The sequence below is a fragment of the Oliverpabstia sp. genome (genome assembly GCF_022785585.1).
Lineage (GTDB): Bacteria > Bacillota > Clostridia > Lachnospirales > Lachnospiraceae > Oliverpabstia > Oliverpabstia intestinalis.
The window spans coordinates 1-19,868 of record NZ_JALFPR010000047.1 but is presented as its reverse complement, the minus strand read 5'-3'; the positions used below and the strand labels follow the sequence as shown (position 1 = coordinate 19,868).

At 44.7% G+C, this 19,868-nt stretch carries 15 protein-coding genes; 11 read left to right on the top strand and 4 right to left on the bottom strand.

What is annotated here, in order from left to right; translation table 11 throughout:
* Positions 1 to 64: 64 nt before the first annotated feature.
* The 4 genes from MSA64_RS02980 to galE all read left to right on the top strand — a co-directional run bounded on the left by MSA64_RS02980 (position 65) and on the right by galE (position 2,913).
* Positions 65 to 721 (top strand): HAD family hydrolase, encoded by a 657-nt coding sequence (locus MSA64_RS02980; protein ID WP_287890475.1) that lies wholly within the window; start codon positions 65 to 67, stop codon positions 719 to 721.
* A 1-nt stretch (position 722) separates the two neighbouring features.
* Positions 723 to 980 (top strand): hypothetical protein, encoded by a 258-nt coding sequence (locus MSA64_RS02975; RefSeq protein ID WP_022171655.1) that lies wholly within the window; start codon positions 723 to 725, stop codon positions 978 to 980.
* A gap of 225 nt (positions 981 to 1,205) precedes the next feature.
* A complete protein-coding gene (locus MSA64_RS02970; RefSeq protein WP_287890473.1) occupies positions 1,206 to 1,703 on the top strand; it encodes a VanZ family protein in 498 nt (165 codons plus the stop codon).
* Between the two features lie 187 nt (positions 1,704 to 1,890).
* Positions 1,891 to 2,913, top strand: coding sequence for a UDP-glucose 4-epimerase GalE (gene galE, locus MSA64_RS02965; protein WP_106491098.1), 1,023 nt, complete (start codon positions 1,891 to 1,893; stop codon positions 2,911 to 2,913).
* A 182-nt stretch (positions 2,914 to 3,095) separates the two neighbouring features.
* Here the strand turns inward: galE and MSA64_RS02960 are convergent, their stop codons facing one another.
* The gene (locus MSA64_RS02960; RefSeq protein ID WP_270622970.1) at positions 3,096 to 4,580 is read right to left on the bottom strand and encodes a DUF1846 domain-containing protein; all 1,485 of its coding nucleotides are present in this window, start codon (positions 4,578 to 4,580) and stop codon (positions 3,096 to 3,098) included.
* Between the two features lie 237 nt (positions 4,581 to 4,817).
* Here MSA64_RS02960 and ftsH point away from each other — a divergent pair, with 237 nt between their 5' ends.
* The 4 genes from ftsH (at position 4,818) to MSA64_RS02940 (ending at position 10,830) form a co-directional block, all read left to right on the top strand.
* Positions 4,818 to 6,917: an ATP-dependent zinc metalloprotease FtsH gene (gene ftsH, locus MSA64_RS02955; RefSeq protein WP_287890469.1), complete on the top strand. Its 2,100-nt coding sequence runs from the start codon at positions 4,818 to 4,820 to the stop codon at positions 6,915 to 6,917.
* Positions 6,918 to 7,037: 120 nt separating this feature from the next.
* Positions 7,038 to 8,885 (top strand): excinuclease ABC subunit UvrC, encoded by a 1,848-nt coding sequence (gene uvrC / locus MSA64_RS02950; RefSeq protein WP_287890467.1) that lies wholly within the window; start codon positions 7,038 to 7,040, stop codon positions 8,883 to 8,885.
* 72 nt (positions 8,886 to 8,957) lie between these two features.
* Positions 8,958 to 9,890: an HPr(Ser) kinase/phosphatase gene (gene hprK, locus MSA64_RS02945; protein ID WP_022171648.1), complete on the top strand. Its 933-nt coding sequence runs from the start codon at positions 8,958 to 8,960 to the stop codon at positions 9,888 to 9,890.
* A gap of 4 nt (positions 9,891 to 9,894) precedes the next feature.
* The gene (locus MSA64_RS02940; protein WP_118315839.1) at positions 9,895 to 10,830 is read left to right on the top strand and encodes an ROK family glucokinase; all 936 of its coding nucleotides are present in this window, start codon (positions 9,895 to 9,897) and stop codon (positions 10,828 to 10,830) included.
* Between the two features lie 213 nt (positions 10,831 to 11,043).
* Here MSA64_RS02940 and MSA64_RS02935 read toward each other — a convergent pair whose 3' ends face one another.
* Positions 11,044 to 13,668 carry a transglycosylase domain-containing protein gene (locus MSA64_RS02935; protein ID WP_205839891.1) on the bottom strand — a complete coding sequence of 875 codons (2,625 nt, stop codon included), beginning with the start codon at positions 13,666 to 13,668 and terminating at the stop codon, positions 11,044 to 11,046.
* A gap of 147 nt (positions 13,669 to 13,815) precedes the next feature.
* Here MSA64_RS02935 and MSA64_RS02930 point away from each other — a divergent pair, with 147 nt between their 5' ends.
* Positions 13,816 to 14,481, top strand: coding sequence for a YigZ family protein (locus MSA64_RS02930; RefSeq protein WP_118315841.1), 666 nt, complete (start codon positions 13,816 to 13,818; stop codon positions 14,479 to 14,481).
* 74 nt (positions 14,482 to 14,555) lie between these two features.
* On the opposite strand, the gene MSA64_RS02925 is transcribed toward MSA64_RS02930, so the two are convergent.
* Positions 14,556 to 15,074: a peptidylprolyl isomerase gene (locus tag MSA64_RS02925; RefSeq protein WP_022171644.1), complete on the bottom strand. Its 519-nt coding sequence runs from the start codon at positions 15,072 to 15,074 to the stop codon at positions 14,556 to 14,558.
* Between the two features lie 105 nt (positions 15,075 to 15,179).
* Between MSA64_RS02925 and MSA64_RS02920 the strand changes: the two genes are divergently transcribed.
* On the top strand, positions 15,180 to 15,854 hold the full coding sequence (locus MSA64_RS02920; protein ID WP_287890465.1) for a YkgJ family cysteine cluster protein: 675 nt from the start codon (positions 15,180 to 15,182) through the stop codon (positions 15,852 to 15,854).
* A gap of 87 nt (positions 15,855 to 15,941) precedes the next feature.
* Here the strand turns inward: MSA64_RS02920 and MSA64_RS02915 are convergent, their stop codons facing one another.
* Positions 15,942 to 16,718, bottom strand: coding sequence for an NTP transferase domain-containing protein (locus MSA64_RS02915; RefSeq protein WP_022171642.1), 777 nt, complete (start codon positions 16,716 to 16,718; stop codon positions 15,942 to 15,944).
* A 236-nt stretch (positions 16,719 to 16,954) separates the two neighbouring features.
* Between MSA64_RS02915 and MSA64_RS02910 the strand changes: the two genes are divergently transcribed.
* Positions 16,955 to 19,513, top strand: coding sequence for a L,D-transpeptidase family protein (locus MSA64_RS02910; protein WP_287890463.1), 2,559 nt, complete (start codon positions 16,955 to 16,957; stop codon positions 19,511 to 19,513).
* Positions 19,514 to 19,868: the final 355 nt, after the last annotated feature.

Below are 19,868 nucleotides of genomic sequence, written 5' to 3'. Positions count from 1 at the left end.
GTTGTCTGAAAAAAACGGATAAAACAAAGCAATGACAGATTGGGTTGAAAGGAAGAGGACAGAAATGTATAAAGCTTGTATTTTTGATCTGGATGGAACACTGGCAGATACGGTAGAATCCATTGCAAATGTTGCAAATCAGATTCTGGAGCGTTTTGGAGCGCCGGCACAGCCGGTAGAGGACTATAAATATCATGCAGGCGATGGCGGAAATGTACTGATGGAACGGTGTATGAAAGCTGCGGGAGCAGATATGAGCCGCCTGGAAGAAGGTCAGAGACTATACCGTGAGATTTTTGCCAGAGATCCATTATATAAAGTTACCGTATTTAACGGGATGAAGGAGACTCTGAAAGAACTGAAGCGAAGAGGCGTTAAGCTGGCGGTATTGTCCAACAAGCCACATGAAGCGACATATCTGGCTGTGACCGGACTGTTTGGCAGCGATACGTTTGAAGTCATCCAGGGGCTGGAAGTGGGGATGAAGAAAAAGCCGGACCCATCCGGAGCACGGAAAATTGCGAAAAAACTACAGGTGGAGCCGTCGGAGTGCATGTATGTGGGAGACACGAATACTGACATGAAGACCGGAAAAGCGGCAGGGATGTACACCATTGGAGTGCTGTGGGGATTTCGGGAGCGAAAAGAACTGGAAGAGAATCATGCGGATGAAATTATCGACCGACCGGAAAAATTACTGAAGATTCAGGAGGAAAAATAAAATGTACAGCAAGGAGTGCGTAGAAACCTTTTTAAAACAGCAGGGACAGCTTTTTGATGAACCTGTGGCAGAGACTTATGAGGAAGCAGAAGAATTTCTTGAAGAATGTATGGCTGTTGTAGTAAAAAACATCAAAGAAGTAAAAGAATATCTGGATGAAAGCGGCATGGATGTTGAGGGCATGAGTAAAGAAGAACTTCTGGAAGCCAGTGAAATCTTCTCTTTGCCGGACGGAACCTATTTGATCGTGGAAGGATGACAACGCTACAAAAAGCTATTCTGGAAATCTTGTAACTATTCAGCCACTATTATAAATGGAATGAATAGTTACGAAAATTATATGGAATAAGAGAAAATTAAGAAACCTCCTGTGTCTTTCTAAATATTTGGCTGTTACTATAGTTCCTTGTAAACCAGGGAAAACTCGTAACAGAGAAACTGTAAAACAGTTACAAAATATTTTAGAAAGATACAGGAGGTTTTTATGAAGAGGAAAGACTGGACAGGTGGATTATTTTTTATTTATCTGGCGTTTGTGATATGGGTTATACTATTGAAGTTCAGCACATCACCAGATGCACTTCCTCATTTGCGAAATATCAATCTGATTCCTTATGGAGATTGCCTGATGCTAAATGGAAATCTGAACATCAGGGAACTGGCGGAAAATATATTGATCTTTGTACCATTTGGAATATATGGAGGTATGTTGGCGCGAGAAAGAGCAGGGGGAACAGTGATCCTCGCCGGGGCAGGATTCAGTCTGTTTTTAGAAACACTGCAGTATTTGCTTGCTATGGGAGCAAGTGACATTACTGATGTAATCAATAATACTCTGGGAGCAGTTATAGGGGTTCTTTTGTGGAAGGCATTTCGTAAAATTGCGGGAGAAAAAAGCTGGCTGATCGTTCAGATTCTTGCAACTGTGGGAACTGTTGGTATGTTGGGAGTGGGTGTACTGATTTGTATCACAAATGCATAGAAAAAGAAAATGTGATATGTAACAATAATAGACAATACATATATAAATGTGCTTTTGGGCTTTAAATATTTGTAAAAGACATTGAATTCTCAAACGGATAATGCTAAACTAAGAAAGACATAAGAATCAACGGAACTGTTGAGACAATGAACAGTTTCGAATGAGTTCCTTAAGGAGGGAAAAGCAAATGAGAATCTTAGTTACAGGTGGTGCTGGTTATATCGGAAGCCATACATGCGTAGAACTGCTGAATGCAGGTTATGACGTTGTTGTTGTGGACAATCTGTACAATGCCAGTGAGAAAGCTCTGGAGAGAGTAGAAGAAATCACAGGAAAAAAAGTAGTATTTTATAATGCGGATATTCGTGATAAAGAAGCCATGAACGATATCTTCGACAAAGAGAAGGTAGACGCAGTTATTCATTTTGCCGGACTGAAAGCGGTAGGAGAATCTGTAGTAAAACCAATCGAGTATTATGAAAATAATATTGCAGGAACTCTGAATCTGTGTGACGCCATGAGAAATCACGGAGTTAAAAATATTATCTTCAGTTCTTCTGCAACTGTATACGGAGATCCGGCATTTATCCCGATCACTGAAGAATGCCCGAAAGGAACCTGTACCAACCCTTACGGATGGACAAAATGGATGCTGGAACAGATCCTCACTGACCTGCATACCTCAGATCCGGAATGGAATGTTATCCTGCTTCGTTACTTTAACCCAATCGGTGCTCATAAGAGCGGCATGATCGGTGAAGATCCGAAAGGAATCCCGAACAATCTGCTTCCATATGTTGCACAGGTTGCCATCGGTAAACTGGAATGTCTGGGAGTCTTCGGTGATGATTATGATACTCCGGACGGAACCGGTGTACGTGATTACATCCATGTAGTAGACCTGGCTGTAGGTCATGTAAAAGCATTGAAAAAACTGGAAGAAAAACCGGAAGTTCGTGTATACAACCTGGGAACAGGACATGGTTACAGTGTACTGGATGTCGTTCATGCATTTGAAAAGGCATGCGGTCATGAAGTAAAATACCAGATCAAACCGAGACGTGCAGGTGACATTGCCATGTGCTACTGCGATCCTACCAAAGCAAAAGAAGAGCTGGGATGGGAAGCTCAGTACGGCATCGAAGAGATGTGTCAGGATTCCTGGAGATGGCAGAGCCAGAACCCGGATGGATATGCAACCGAAAAATAATAGCTGCTCGGCAGGTATCCCGTAACCGGGAAGATACTGGAAAGTTACGGGAAATGAAGTATAAATAAAAAACATATAGCCCCGGATTTCATACAGCGTGAAATCCGGGGCTATTTTTAAATTTACGCGAGCAACGAGCCAAATTCGCAAAGCGTATTTTATCTCGTTGCGTTGTAAATCAATTATGCATTATGAAGAATTGATTTGTGTTCGTAAATCGGTTCGCAGGTCAGCTGGATACCGAGACGTTTGAAGGTCTGGATATCAACCTGAGACAACATCACACTTGTGTGTACCTGACAGCCTTTCAGGTTCGGGATCTGTTCCAGTGCTTTCTGAGCAGCCGGGTTCAGAGCAGTACTGCTGGAGAGCGCGATCAGGATCTCATCGGTGTGCAGTCTCGGGTTGCGGCTTCCCAGATAAGAAGTTTTCAAAATCTGGATCGGTTCGATGGCAGCAGGGGAAAGAATATGTGTTTCATGGGAGATGCCAGCCAGCTCTTTCAGTGCGTTCAAAAGAAGAGCGGCAGAGGATCCCAGCAGATCAGAGGTCTTTCCGGTGATGATTTTACCGTCGGGCAATTCCATGGCAGCAGCCGGTGCACCGGTCTGTTCTGCGCGATTCAGGGCAGCACTGACAACCTTACGATCCTGTGGTGTGATATGTGCCTGCTTCATCAGCAGTTCCAGCTTGAAGACTTCGTCTTCTTTTTTGGAACCATCTACCAGTCCGGCCTTTGCCTGATAATACCGGCGGATGATCTCCTGACGGGAAGCCTCCTGGCATACCTCATCATCGATGATACAATTTCCAGCCATATTGACCCCCATGTCTGTCGGAGATTTGTAAGGGCATTCACCGAAAATCCGTTCAAACATGGCTTCCAGTACCGGGAAGATTTCCACATCACGATTGTAATTGACTGTAGTTTCTCCGTAAGCTTCCAGATGGAAAGGGTCGATCATATTGACATCGTTCAGATCAGCAGTGGCAGCTTCGTATGCCAGATTAACCGGATGCTTCAACGGGATATTCCAGATCGGGAATGTCTCAAACTTCGCATAACCGGCACGAACACCACGTTTCTGCTCATGGTACAGCTGAGACAGGCAGGTAGCCATCTTTCCGCTTCCCGGACCCGGAGCTGTGATAACAACCAGAGGACGAGTGGTTTTGATGTAATCATTCTTTCCATAGCCTTCGTCGCTGACAATATGAGAAACATTATTTGGATATCCGTCAATGGAATAAAGAATGTATACCGGGATATCTAAGTTCTCCAGTTTCTTTTTGAAGGCATCTGCGCTTTTCTGACCGGTGTACTGGGTGATCGCAACGCTTCCCACATACAGACCTTTTCCGCGAAATGCTTCGATCAATCGCAGTACATCCAGATCATAGGTGATACCGAGATCTCCACGAACTTTGTTTTTTTCGATATCTCCGGCACTTATAACAACAACGATTTCTGCCTGGTCAGAAAGCTGCATCAGCATCTGTAGTTTGCTGTCCGGAGCAAAACCGGGCAGCACACGGGATGCGTGATAATCATCAAAAAGTTTTCCTCCAAACTCCAGGTAGAGTTTGTTGTCAAACTGATTGATACGTTCCCGGATGTGTTCAGACTGCATGGATAAATATTTTTGATTATCAAATCCGATTTTCATCTAACCTTGTCCTCCTGTATAAAAAATAAAATAACGTAACTGTTCTGTGTCTTTTATAAACACCGCCTATCGGACAGTTAAAAAATACATTCTCTAGTATACTACAAAAGAGACGAGAAATGCTATACAGAAATGAAAAAAAACAGTAATTTGAAAATTCGATGACGAAAGGGGGAAAAGAGTTGATTTATCGGGAAGAAATCTTTATAATAATGTAGGTATTAAAAGGAGGAAATTATGGACCAAAGACCGAATAATTATAACGATCAGGGGCCGAACGGACAGGGACCGAATGGAAATGGCGGACCCGGAGGCCCAAAGAATAAATCATCTCTGCTGGTGCTGCTGATCTGTGTACTGGCAACCCTGCTGATCTGGACAGTGTTCAGCAATATTTTACAAAGTTCCACATCGAAAGAAATCACTTATGATAAATTTCTGGAGATGCTGGATAAAGGAGAAGTCAAATCAGTAGAACTGCAAAGTGGTGTGCTGACCATTGTTCCAAGGGAACAGAAAGTGGAGGGTGTGGAATTTGAATATTCTACCACTGCGATGGAAGACAGCACAACATTGACAGCGAGACTTCTGGAGGCAGAACAGAAAACCGGAAATAAGATCACTTTTAATGAGATCCAGCCAGACCCAACCGGATCGATCATCTATACTATTTTAAGTCTGCTGGTACCCTTTGTATTCCTGATTATCCTGATGAACTGGTTGATGAGAAAGATGAACAAAGGCGGCGGAATGATGGGGGTTGGAAAAAGCAAAGCCAAAGCCTATGTACAGCAAGAAACCGGTGTTACGTTCAAAGACGTAGCCGGTGAGGATGAAGCGAAAGAATCCTTGCAGGAAGTGGTGGATTTCCTGCATAATCCGGGAAAATACACGACAATCGGTGCAAAACTGCCAAAAGGAGCCCTTCTTGTAGGACCTCCGGGAACAGGAAAAACTCTGTTGGCCAAAGCAGTTGCCGGAGAGGCGCATGTACCATTCTTTTCTTTGTCAGGGTCTGATTTTGTGGAGATGTTTGTCGGTGTGGGTGCTTCCCGTGTCCGTGATTTGTTTGAAGAAGCTAAGAAGAACGCACCGTGTATCATTTTTATTGATGAGATTGATGCAATTGGTAAAAGCCGTGACAGCCGGTATGGTGGCGGTAACGATGAACGGGAACAGACACTGAACCAGCTGCTTGCGGAGATGGATGGTTTTGATTCATCCAAGGGTATTCTGATCCTGGCGGCGACCAATCGTCCGGAGATTCTGGACCCGGCACTGCTTCGTCCGGGTCGTTTTGACCGTCGGGTTATTGTGGAACGTCCGGATCTGAAAGGACGTGTCAATATCCTGAAAGTGCATGCAAAAGATGTGTCACTGGATGAAACCGTGGATCTGGATGCGATTGCACTGGCAACTTCCGGAGCAGTAGGATCTGATCTTGCCAATATGATCAATGAGGCAGCCATTCTTGCTGTAAAGAACGGAAGAAAAGCCGTTTCTCAGAAAGATCTCTATGAAGCAGTGGAAGTTGTCCTGGTCGGTAAAGAAAAGAAGGATCGTATTCTCAGTCAGGAAGAACGTCGGATCGTTTCTTACCATGAGGTGGGTCATGCACTGGTAAGTGCACTGCAGAAGGATGCGGAGCCTGTGCAGAAGATTACGATTGTACCGCGGACCATGGGAGCACTCGGATATGTCATGCAGGTACCGGAAGAAGAAAAATATCTGAATACCAAAGCGGAGCTGGAAGCGATGCTGGTAGGTCTTCTTGGTGGTCGTGCTGCAGAAGAAGTGGTATTCGGGAATGTAACAACCGGAGCATCTAATGATATTGAAAAAGCTACGCAGATTGCGAAAGCGATGATCACCCAGTACGGCATGTCTGAAAAGTTCGGACTGATGGGACTGGCGAGTGTGGAGCATGAGTATCTGAACGGCCGTGCAACTCTGAACTGTGGCGATGCAACAGCAACTGAGATTGATCACGAAGTGATGAAGATGCTGAAAGAGTCTTACGAGCAGGCAAAACAGATGCTTTGCGAACACAGGAAAACACTGGACAAGATAGCCGCATTCCTGATCGAGCGCGAGACGATCACCGGAAAAGAATTCATGGAGATTTTCCATGAAGCAGAAGGTACAGAGGGAAAGGAACCGGAACCCGCAGAAACAGCAGTGGAAGCAACACAGGAAACACCGGATGCGGAACCGATGACAGAAACCGCATTGCAGGAGGAAGAAGTAACTGCGGATCCTGTCGTCGATACACCAGAAGAAAAGAAAGTACAGGATCCGGTGAAGGAAGACTCACAGGAATCTCCGATACAGGAATAAAAGAAATATCTGCCGGAAGGCAGGCAAAGAGAAAGGAAAATGGAACAGGAGACTGCGCCATTTTCCTTTTTTCAAAAACAGAGATCTGAGAAACATAGGAAAGAAGGGAAAACAGGGGTTATGTTTGATATACAGGAAGAACTGAAAAAACTGCCGGGAAAACCGGGAGTTTACATTATGCACGATGCGAAAGATACGATCATCTATGTGGGAAAAGCCATCAGTCTGAAAAACAGGGTCCGGCAGTATTTTCAAAGCAGCAGAAATCTTGGAATCAAGAAAGAACAGATGGTGCAGCAGATCGCCCGGTTTGAGTACATCATCACAGATTCCGAGCTGGAGGCTCTGGTGCTGGAGTGTAACCTGATCAAGGAACACCGGCCGAAGTACAACACGATGCTCAAGGACGACAAAACTTATCCGTATCTGAAAGTGACGGTTAATGAGGAATATCCACGGGTACTGTTTGTGCGGCAGATGAAAAAGGACAAAGCAAAATATTTCGGACCGTACACCAGTTCCAATGCGGTCAAGGATTCGATGGAGCTGATCCGCAAGCTCTACCATGTCCGTACCTGCAACCGGAATCTGCCACGGGATATCGGCAAGGAGCGCCCCTGCCTGTATTATCACATCAAACAGTGTAAGGCACCGTGTCAGGGGTATATTTCCAAAGAGGAGTATCAGAAGCAGATTGAGGGGGTGCTGGATTTCTTGAACGGGGATTATAAAAAACTGTTAAAAGAACTCGAAGAGAAGATGCTTGCGGCATCAGAAGAGCTGCGTTTTGAGGAGGCCGGGGAATATCTGGATCTGATGCAGAGTGTACAGAAGATCGGTGAGCGTCAGAAGATCACCGGAAGTCAGGGAGAGGATAAGGATGTGATCGCGATGGCGATGGATGAAGAAGATGCAGTGGTACAGGTGTTTTTTATCCGGGAAGGTAAAATGATCGGAAGAGATCATTTCTATCTGCGGATCGCAGCAGATGCCACACCATCGCAGATTCTTCTGAATTTTGTGAAACAGTTCTATGCAGGGACACCGTTTATCCCGAAAGAGCTGATGCTGCAAAGAGATATTGATGAGATTGAAGTGCTGGAGGAGTGGCTCAGTAAAAAACGGGGACAGAAAGTGCATATCAGGGTGCCGAAAAAGGGAACGAAAGAGAAACTGGTGGAACTGGCAGCAAGGAATGCACGAATGGTACTGACCCAGGATAAGGAGAAACTGAAACGGGAAGAGGGAAGAACAATCGGAGCTATGAAAGAAATCTGCGATCTTCTGGAACTGGACAGTCTGCAGCGGGTAGAGTCCTATGATATCTCCAACATCAGCGGATTTGAGTCGGTAGGTTCCATGGTGGTTTATGAAAAAGGAAAACCGAAAAGAAACGATTATCGCAAGTTTAAGATCAAATCTGTACAGGGACCGGACGATTACGCCAGCATGGAAGAAGTGCTGACAAGGCGGTTCCGGAGAGGAATTGAGGAACAAAAAGACAAAGAAGAAGAGGAATTCAGTGGTTTCAGTCAGTTCCCGGACCTGATCCTGATGGATGGTGGAAAGGGACAGGTGCATGTGGCAGAACAGGTACTGGCGGAACTCGGGCTTACGATTCCGGTATGCGGTATGGTCAAAGATGACAATCACCGGACAAGGGGTCTGTACTATCAGGAGCATGAGATTCCTATCAGTCACACCAGTGAGGGGTTTAAACTGATTACGAGGATCCAGGATGAAGTGCATCGGTTCGCTATTGAATATCACCGTCTGCTTCGAAGCAAGGGACAGATCCATTCGATTCTGGATGATATTGAGGGTATCGGGCCGACACGGAGAAAGGCACTGATGAAATATTTCAAATCTATCGAGGAGATCCGGGTGGCAAGTGAAGAGGAACTTGGCAATGTTCCGTCGATGAATCGGCAGTCTGCACAAAAAGTGTACCAATTTTTTCATTCTTGATGGTTGATTTCTTGCAGTTTGAGGTTTCATGTGATAAGATATTTATAAAGTTTTGAAAAAGGAGAGCGAGATATGAAGGCTGTAAAACTGACCAAACTGGTTCAAGAAATGAACCTGAAGAATCTTACGCCGGAAGTGGACATGGAGCATGTACGCATCACTCTTCCGGATATTAACAGACCGGCCCTTCAGCTGACAGGATATTTTGAACATTTTGCCTCTGAACGTGTACAGATTATCGGTTATGTAGAGTATACTTATTTGATGCACCTGAATCCGGAAGAGCGAAAACGCAGTTTTGAGAATTTTGTATCCAAACAGATTCCCTGTGTGATCTTTACGACGATGACGGAACCGGATGAAGATATGCTGGATATGGGAAGAAAGTACAATGTGCCGATTCTTGTAACCGAAAAAACCACATCCAATTTCATGGCAGAGATTATCCGCTGGCTGAATGTACAGCTGGCACCGTGTATCTCCATTCATGGTGTACTGGTGGATGTATATGGCGAAGGTGTTCTTATCATGGGTGAGAGCGGTATCGGTAAGAGTGAAGCAGCTCTGGAGCTGATCAAACGCGGTCATCGTCTGGTAAGTGATGATGTGGTGGAGATCAGCAAAGTCAGTGATGTGGAACTGGTGGGAACTGCACCGGATATCACCCGGCATTTTATTGAACTGCGTGGTATCGGTATCATTGATGTGAAGACGCTGTTTGGTGTGGAAAGTGTAAAAAATACCCAGTCCATCGATCTGGTCATCAAACTGGAAGAATGGAGCCGGGATAAAGAATACGACCGTCTGGGACTGAAAGAAGAATATACAGAGATCCTTGGCAATAAAGTGGTGTGCCATTCTCTGCCGATCCGTCCGGGTCGAAATCTGGCTGTTATCGTGGAATCTGCGGCAGTCAACCACCGTCAGAAAAAGATGGGATATAATGCGGCACAGGAACTGTATAACCGTGTACAGGCGAACCTGGCAAAAAAGAAGGAGGACTAAAAAGATGAGTTATTGTTTTGGAATTGATATCGGAGGAACAACCGTAAAATGCGGATTATTTACAACAGAAGGTGTACTTCTGGAAAAATGGGAGATCAAAACCCGTACAGAAGAAAATGGAAAAGCAATCCTTCCGGATGTAGCAGAAACGATCCTGAAAAAAATGGAAGAAAAAGGAATTGAAAAAACAGAAGTTACCGGTGTGGGTGTAGGTGTTCCGGGACCTGTTGTAAAAGAAAGAGAAGTACAGGTGGCAGTTAATCTGCACTGGGGATATACCATGCTGGCAGATGATCTGGAAAAACTGCTGGATCAGATTCCGGTAAAAGTAGGAAATGATGCCAACGTTGCAGCTCTTGGTGAGATGTGGAAAGGCGGTGGAGAAGGTACAAAGAACCTGATCATGGCTACACTGGGAACCGGTGTCGGCGGCGGTATTATTGTGGACGGTAAGATTGTCACCGGAGCACATGGAGCAGGTGGAGAAATCGGACATGCCTTTGTGGAACCGGAAGAAACCGAAAGCTGTAACTGTGGAAATAAAGGTTGTCTGGAACAGCTGGCTTCTGCTACCGGTATCGTAAGAATCGGTAAAAAAATCATGGCAGAAAATACTGCTGAGACAAAACTGCATCTGGATAATTTCAGTGCAAAAACCATCTTTGACGCATATAAAGAAGGCGACAGTGTAGCAAAACAGATCGTAGATAAATTTGCCGAGTATCTGGGAACGGCACTGGCTGTTTTTACCTGCGTAGTAGACCCGGAAGTAATTGTTATTGGTGGTGGTGTATCCAAAGCAGGTCAGCCTCTGATAGATGCAGTGGCAGGCTACTACAAAGAACACGCTTTCATCAGCTGTAAAGACACTCCGATCGTTCTGGCAAAACTGGACAACGATGCCGGAATCTACGGAGCTGCAAAACTGGTAGTCGCTTAGATGAAAATAAAAACAAACAATGAGATGAAATCGTTGTCTGAATGTAACTATTCAGTAGTCACTGTGATGGTACTGAACAGTTACGTCTGAATAACAAAAAGAACGGATACAAATCCATGAAAAACATGGTATTGTATCCGTTCTTTTTGTTGCATTGTATCGCGATAACCGGTCCGGTGGACTAATTATGATTCCATCTGTTATGTGGATCTGTCAGGCGGCCGGAGCTGCATCCTGTCCGCCGGTATCCGGAGTGGCAGGATCACCGCCTGCAGCCGGAGCAGAAGCATCCGGTGGTGCAGCATCGGTGCCACCGGTATCCGACGGTGTTGCGCCAGCACCGGCATCTGTTGTTGTGCCATCTCCGGTCGCAGAATCTGTGGTTTCTCCGGTAGTGGTATCACCATCTGTATTGATCTCAGAGTCGGAAGGACTTGCTTCCGGTGAGGGCAATGGAGGTGGTGTAGGAGCCACATAATGGCGGGTACACCGCACAGTAGGAATTGTAGAAGTTTCAAAATATTCTGTACGGGTTGGGCATCCGGAACCTGCCAGCAGTCCGCTGGAGGTACAGATCGTAGCCTGCTTTACAGTGGAAGGAATCTCGAAATCCACATAAGGAAGATCCGCATGAATCCGGCCCATAACCTTTTTCCACAAGTTTTTATGGAAAGATTTGCAGTCATCTTCCAGAAATTCGTTGGTGTCATAACCTGCCCATACGGCACAGGTGTAATATGGTGTAAAACCTGCAAACCACACGTCACGGGTTGCAGAAGTTGTACCTGTCTTACCTGCTACCGGCATATTATCCAGTTTCAGACCGTTACCGGTACCACCCTCATCGTTGACAACACTTTCGAGAGCACTTGTGAGCAGATAAGCGGTGCTTTCACGGAAGACTTCGGTTGTTTTTGGTTTGTTTTCCAGTACCACATCCCCGTTCTGATCCAGAATCTTGGTATAAAATACCGGTTTGGTGTAAGTACCACCGTTAGCGATTGCAGCGTAGGCAGCAGTCAGTTCCAATGTGGAAACACCGTTGGTGATACCGCCCAGGGCAGTAGGTTCTCTGGCGTCATCGAAAACCTGACCGTTGATTACTTCGTGATCGGTAACTTTTTCGAACCCTAGATCTTTCAGATACGTATATCCAAGTCGTGGGGTCACATCACGGAAGCACTGTACGGCAATGGTATTACAGGAATACTTGAGAGCATCACGGATCGTCATGGTACCGCGATAACCGCTGTAGGCATTTTTAACCGGGCGGTTTGTATTCTCATAAGTGATGGCCTGATCCACATAAGTGTCTGCCAGAGTAAGTCCAAGATCATTGATAGCAGGTCCGTAAACAGCCAGCGGTTTGAAAGTAGAACCAGGCTGGCGGTAGGTATCGGTTGCCCGGTTCAGAGTAAGACTGGCAGTCTTTTCACCACGTCCTCCGACCAGAGCTTTGACATATCCGGTGTGCTGGTCAATGATAACCATAGAAGATTGTGGCTGAGGAGCAAAGCTGATTCGTTCGGCAAGAATAGTTTCACCTTCACCAACGACGGCTGCTTTATATTCATCCACATAGTGTTGTGCTTCTTCTTCGGAGTCAAATAAAAGATCAAAATTATCTTCTCCATGATCTTTGAAATATAGTTTCATCATTTCTTTACTATAGTTCTGGATGGTTCCGTCTGCTTTCTGCACTGTCAGGGCCCAGTCGATACCGAGCTGTATATGAGCCGGGAAGTTTTCTTCATTTTGATATTCTTCATCCAGGATAGACTGAATTGCCGGATCCTGTGTGGTATAGATCCGAAGACCACCACTGTAAAGTGCATTTTGTGCCTGTACTTTTGTATAGCCTTTCTGTTCCTGCAGATCGGTAATGATCTGTGAGGTCAGTTCATCAATGAAATAAGAGTACGGGGTAGCGGTTTCCTGGGAAGAATCTGTTTCCTGGATCCGTTCATAGACGTTGTCAGCAAGCGCTTCCTGATATTCTGCTTCGGAAATATATCCCTGATTCCGCATATTGGTCAGTACCTTTTTGCGACGTTTTGCATTTTCTTCCGGAAAACGAATCGGATTATATGCATAAGGATTCTGGGGGATCGCAGCAAGTACGGCACATTCGGAAAGTGTCAGATCTTCACTGTTTTTTCCAAAATAGCGCTGAGCCGCGGCCTGAACACCATAAGTTCCCGCAGACAGATTGATGGTATTCAGATAATTTTCCAGAATTACACTTTTGGTATCCATTCCTTCGGCAGTCAGGGAAGCTTCCAGCTGAAGTGCCAGATACTGTTCCTGGATCTTACGCTTGAAACGTTCGATCTTACCTTCGTTGGTCCAGTTGGTAAATACATTATTTTTCAGGAGCTGCTGTGTCAGAGTACTGGCGCCCTCATTAAAATGAAATCCATGGGAGACACCGTTTACAAAAGCACGTAAAATTCCCTGGATATCAATTCCATTATGTTCGTAAAAACGTTCATCCTCGATGGCAACGATTGCATGCTGCATATTCAGCGGAATCTTGCTGATCGATACCGACATACGGTTGGCATTGGGAGCGGACAGTTTCTGAAGCTGATTACCATCTGCATCATACACGAAGGTGGCATTTCCACTGGGCATGATGTTTACATCAGAGATATCCGGAGCAGTATCGAGAATAGCACGGAAGGCGCCAATCCCCATGCAACAGAAGATCACACATACTGCAGCAAAACTCAGAAACAGAATGCGCAGAAAAGTGACACCCGCCCGTTTTCCTCTTTTCGAGGAGGCGGAAGACAGTTGTTTTCGCTTTTTCTGGGTGGAATTTTTTCCAAAATTCATTTGTGTACCTCCTTTATCCTGCTTATTATAGCAAATTTCAAAATTCAATAAAAGACTGAATTAAAAAGTTCACATTTTCCTTGCATCCAGAAAGGAAAATCCCCTATAATAAAAAAACAATGAATGATACTTATAAGGAGAATTACCATGTTGGAGCGATATAAAACAGTCTATCGTGGAAAAGAAGGGGAAATTATTGAAAAGAAATCCCGCTTTATTGCTACGGTACGTCTTGTGGAGACAGAAGAAGAAGCGCTGGCATTTATTGAAGAGATGAAGAAAAAGTACTGGAATGCCACCCATAACTGTTTTGCCTATGTGATCGGAGAGCGGAGAGAATGCGTGCGATGCAGCGATGATGGAGAACCAAGTGGAACAGCAGGAAAACCCATGCTGGATGTGTTACTCGGAGAAGAGCTGTATAACACAGCGGTTGTGGTAACAAGATACTTTGGTGGAACGCTTCTGGGAACCGGAGGACTTGTACGTGCGTATTCGAAGGCGGTACAGGAAGGTCTGGCACAGAGTGATCTGATCGAAAAACAGTATGGAAATATCCTGGAGATCGGAACGGATTACAACGGGGTGGGAAAGATCCAGTATCTGATCGGAGAAAATAAAATTCCGGTGCTTGAGTCTGAGTATACGGATAAAGTACGGTTTCAGGTACTTCTTCCAATGAGTGAGACAGAACACTTTCAAAAATTGCTGACAGAGGCAACAAATGCACGGGCCAGTCAGGAGATTGTGGATAGCTGCTATTATGCGGTGTGGAACGGGAAGATACTGATGGGGGATGAACTGAGAGGGTGAGAAACGCCGGTGCCGAAAATGACACCGACGTTTTCCCTGCGTTTTGACAGATCAATTGTTTTGAAACTTCCGGATTAAACAGTCACCGGTTCCGGATAAGTCTCGCCCAGTGTGTCGATTACAATAGTTGCAATCACCTGATCTTCCAGTGGTCTGTCACGGAAATCAGTTGGCACTTTGGCGATTTTGTCAATGACATCAAGACCTTCTGTGATCTTACCGAAGGCTGCATAAGCACCATCCAGATGAGGGGAGGTCTCATGCATGATGAAGAACTGACTTCCCGCAGAATCCGGATGCATGGCACGTGCCATGGACAGAACACCAGGGGTGTGCTTCAGATCGTTGGCAAAACCATTCTGTGCAAATTCTCCTTTGATGGAGTATCCGGGACCACCCATACCGGTTCCCTCCGGGCATCCGCCCTGGATCATGAAACCGGGAATGACACGATGAAAGATTTTTCCATCGTAGAAATGTTTGTTTGCCAGGCTGATAAAGTTGTTGACGGTATTTGGTGCGATTTCAGGATAGAGTTCGCCCTTCATCACATCACCGTTTTCCATTGTGATCGTAATAACAGGATTTGACATGATAAACGCTCCTTTTTCTTTTCATTTTTCAGCTGTTACAGCTGTCAGAACTCATTATAATATGGAAAGAACAAAGGCGCAAGAAAAAGAATAGATGAGGAAATTATGGAAAGAGAAATTGATTTAAAGAAAATATCTGATGGAAAATTATATACAAATAAAGATATGGTAAAGGCAGGATGCGGTGAATGTCAGGGGTGTTGTGACTGCTGTCGGGGGATGGGAAACTCGATTTTTCTGGATCCAATGGATATTTACCGGCTGACAACAGGATTGGAATGTACGTTTGAAGATCTTTTAAGTACCTGTGTGGAACTTCAGGTGGTGGACGGATTTATCCAGCCGAATATGAAGATGACCGGAAAAGAAGAACAGTGTCCGTTTTTAAATGAAAAAGGCCGCTGTAACATCCATGCGATCCGCCCGGGGATCTGTCGGTTATTTCCACTGGGAAGATGCTATGACGGTGAAGGTGGATTTCAGTATTTTCTTCAGATATATGAGTGCAAAAAAGAGCCGAAGTCCAAAGTAAAGATCAAAAACTGGCTGGGCGTGGAAGAGATCGGAAGATATGAGAACTTTGTGGCACAGTGGCACTATTTTCAGAAAGATGCCCGGAAGGTGTTGGAGGGGATTTCACAGGAAGCACTGGTAAAGAAACTTCATCTGTATCTGCTGACACTGTTTTATCAGAAACCCTATGATGGAAAACGGGATTTTTACCGTCAGTTTGAGCAACGACTTCAGGAAGCAAAACAGCAGATTGGTATTGCAGGATAAACAAAATCAGACAATACTCGTTCCGGTGTACACAGATACGGAGAGAGTTCCTGCCCGTATAAAAGGCGATAAATGATCAGGGAACGATCAGGTTGCTTTCAGCGAATCCCTGTAGGGGATATAGGAAGTATCGAAAAGACAGAGTTCATCGAGACTGTTAAACTCCCGGACAATACCTTCTGGATATTTTCGAAGAGTCAGGGAAAGTTCGTCCAGATGATTACTGTAAAAAGCTTCCCAACTGAGGTCTTTTGAGCCAGGGTCATCGTATTCTTTCTGCATCAGTTCACAGAAACGGGCAGAAAACTGATTATCCCAGTAAGCGGGACCGGTCATATACCAGCAATTGCTGCCACCTTTTCGAATACGGGAAATTTTTCCGTTAAAACCGGTAGTAACACATAACTTGTCTGTTTTTTCTGAAGAAAAAGTACCGGCGTAATAAGATTCATATACATAAGAATCAAAAATATTTTCCATACAGTACAGATCAGAACAACAGATATAGGAATTCTTCAGCACTTTTCGTGCGGCATAAATAGATGAAAGATTATTTCGGACTGCATACTCTGTATTTTCAATCAGATACACACCATATTTTTCTGCCAGATAAGAAAATGCTTCTTTTTGATGACCAACCACGATATAGATTTCCGGAATCTCAGCCTCGATCAGCTGACGGATCATCCTTTCAATAAGAATCTCTCCCTTGACTTTCAGAAAAGCTTTAGGCTTCGTATCAGACAGAGGTTTGAACCGGGAACACATACCGGCGGCAAGGATGATGGCATTGTCTACATGATAAGGACGGAGCGCATCATAATTTCCGTTTTGAAAGCAGTCATCGAACTCAGACTTTACCATAACGAAAGAATCCTCCTGTGAATAAAACACAATAATAACGTTACGATTGTAGTGCAGTTTTCAGGGAATGTCAAGAAAAATGGTGTGGGGGAGAAAAGGCTGCAACCAAAAAACACATAAAGAGACGGAAATGTAAGAAATCTGTAACGAAATATGATTAGAATATTAATATAAGTATAATACAATAAATAAAAAATGTACATTTGTATGTACGGAAAAATACAGGAGGGGAACAGATGAAAAAGAGAAGAGGCATATTATTCGCTTTGGGAATTGTACTGTCATTATCGGTGGCTGTTCCGGCGGTAGCAGCAGAAAATGTAACAGGTACTACTGTTACACAGGATTCTGTCGAGAATGAACAAGAGCAGGAAGCATCGAAAGAAAATGAGACAGATGCAGCTCAGATTCCACAGATACAGGATGAAGAAAAATCTGCAGATGCTGCCGGGGCAGAAAAAGAAGTTGCACCGACATGGGAAAAACATAAAACTGATGGTGGAGAGGTCTGGCGGTTAAAACTGAGTGATGCACGTGACACATTCTATACCAATGACGGAAAAACATACTATATTAATAAAGACGGTGATATGACGACCGGATACGTCAAAGTGGATGCTTCAGCAACAGATCCGTCAGCAACAGATCCGTCAGCAGTTAAACTCGATCCGGGTTTGTACTATTTTTCCAAAGAAGGAAACGATCCTTCCACAGATACTCTTGGAAGTATGTTGAAAGATTGCTGGGCACAGGAAGCAGATGAAAACGGTGCATGGCATTATCTGGGATCAGATGGAAAAGCGGTAAATACCGGAAAAAAAACAGGATGGCAGCAGCCGGAAGAAGACTGGTATTATCTGAAAGAGGATGGAACCATTGATACTTCTAAAACAGGCTGGGTGCAGATTGAAAATGTATGGATGAAAGCCGACAAAGGTGTGGCGGCTATTCAGAATGCTGGCTGGTATCAGATTGAAAACAGATGGTATATGCTGAAAAACGATGGAACCAGAGACACTTCTAAAGTGAACTGGCAGCAGATCAACGGAAGCTGGTATTTCCTGAAAGCTGACGGAAGCAGAGATACTTCGAAAACCGGTATGCAGACAGGAATAAATGGAAAAACCTATTTTCTGAATGCAGAAGGAGTACCACAGAACGGATTCCAGACAGTAAACGGCGTTGCCTATTATTTTGATGTGCAGGCAGGAACAGCAAGACAGCTGGGAAATAATTGGCAGCAGATGAATGGTGCCTGGTACTGGATCGAAAACGGAAGGGTGGCAACCGGCTGGAGAGTAATCAATGGTAAGTGGTATTATCTGAATCCGGCAGACGGAAGAATGCTCACCGGATTCTATAAGGATGCAACCGGACAGTTGTTCTACAGTGATGGAAGCGGCGCAATGTTAAGTACTACCGGCTGGTATCTGCTGAACGGAACCTGGTACTGGGTAAATGGAAACGGATCTCTGGCAACCGGCTGGATCAATGTTGGCGGAACCTGGTACTACATGGGGGAAAACGGTGCTATGAAAACCGGCTGGTATCAGGTGAAAGGTGTATGGTATTATGCCAATGGAAGCGGAGCGATGCAGACCGGCTGGCTGAATCGTGGAGGAACCTGGTATTATCTGACGGGAAGCGGAGCGATGGCAACCGGTTGGATCAATCTGGGAGGAACCTGGTATTACCTGAACCCGGGCAATGGTGATATGAAAATTGGCTGGTATCAGGTGAATGGTGCATGGTATTATTCCAATGGAAGCGGAGCGATGCAGACCGGCTGGCTGAATCGTGGAGGAACCTGGTATTATCTGACGGGAAGCGGAGCGATGGCAACCGGTTGGATCAATCTGGGAGGAACCTGGTATTACCTGAATCCGGGCAATGGTGATATGATGGGTGCCGGCTGGCATCTGATCAACAACAAATGGTATTATTTTGGCGGAAGTGGTGCTATGTACAGCAATCGCTGGATCGGTAACTATTATGTCGGTGGAAACGGTGATATGCTGACGAACACCTGGGTTGGTTCTTACTGGGTTGGAGCAGATGGAAAATGGATTCCTAATTATGACCCGGATGCTAATGCCAACTGGGTGAAATCCGGAAATACCTGGTACTATCAGAGACCGGATGGAAGCAAACTGACAAATTCCTGGAAGAGAATTAATGGAAGCTGGTATTACTTTGGCGCAGACGGTGCCATGACAACCGGATGGAAATATGTAGATGGTTATAAATTCTACTTTGGCACAGATGGGAAAATGGTACAGGATGTAGACAAGCTGATTGGGAAACAGTCCAGCTACAGAATTACCGTAAACAGAGTTAAGTGTCAGGTTACTGTATATGCGGCAAATGAAACCGGTAATTATTGTATTCCGGTAAAAACATTTACCTGCTCGGTAGGTAAAGCAGGAACACCAACACATGCAGGAACCTATGCAACCCTGAAGAAACAGAATCCAGTAGAGTTGATGGGATCGTCTTGGGGTAAATATGGAACACAGATTAATAATTATGGTGACTGGTTCCATTCGGTAGCCTGCAGTAATCCGGATCCAACTTATGCGCTGGCAGCTGGAAATTATAATATGTTAGGTCAGCCGGCATCCCATGGATGTGTACGGCTTTGTGTACGAGATGCAAAATGGATCTATGATAATTGTGGTCTGTACACAAGAGTTGATATTTCGGATACCGAGTACACACCGTTTGACAAAGCACCGACTATTAAGATTCCGGCAAGTCAGAACTGGGATCCTACGGATGCAGATGCAAAAAGATAAATACATCGAACAGATCAGAAGAAGTCTTCTGATCTGTTTTTCGTTATATTGCATATCAATAATTGATTCAGTGAATCAATTTTGATTTACGCGAGCAACGAGCCAAAGTCCGTGCTTGCACGAGTCATTGGCGACTGCCGCGATAACTTATGAAATTCGCGTAGTGTGTTTCTTATAGCGTATAAGTATAAGTGCCTTAATAAAGAAAGCAGGTGATCTGTTTCTTACGATTTGCTGAATATCTGCTTTTTAGGCTTGAAAAGCCCCTGTTATTGTACTAGAATAAGACAGGTATAAGGAAAGAGATCCCATTTGAGAGGAGAATGATAATGAAAAAGAGAGCAAGTCTTTTATT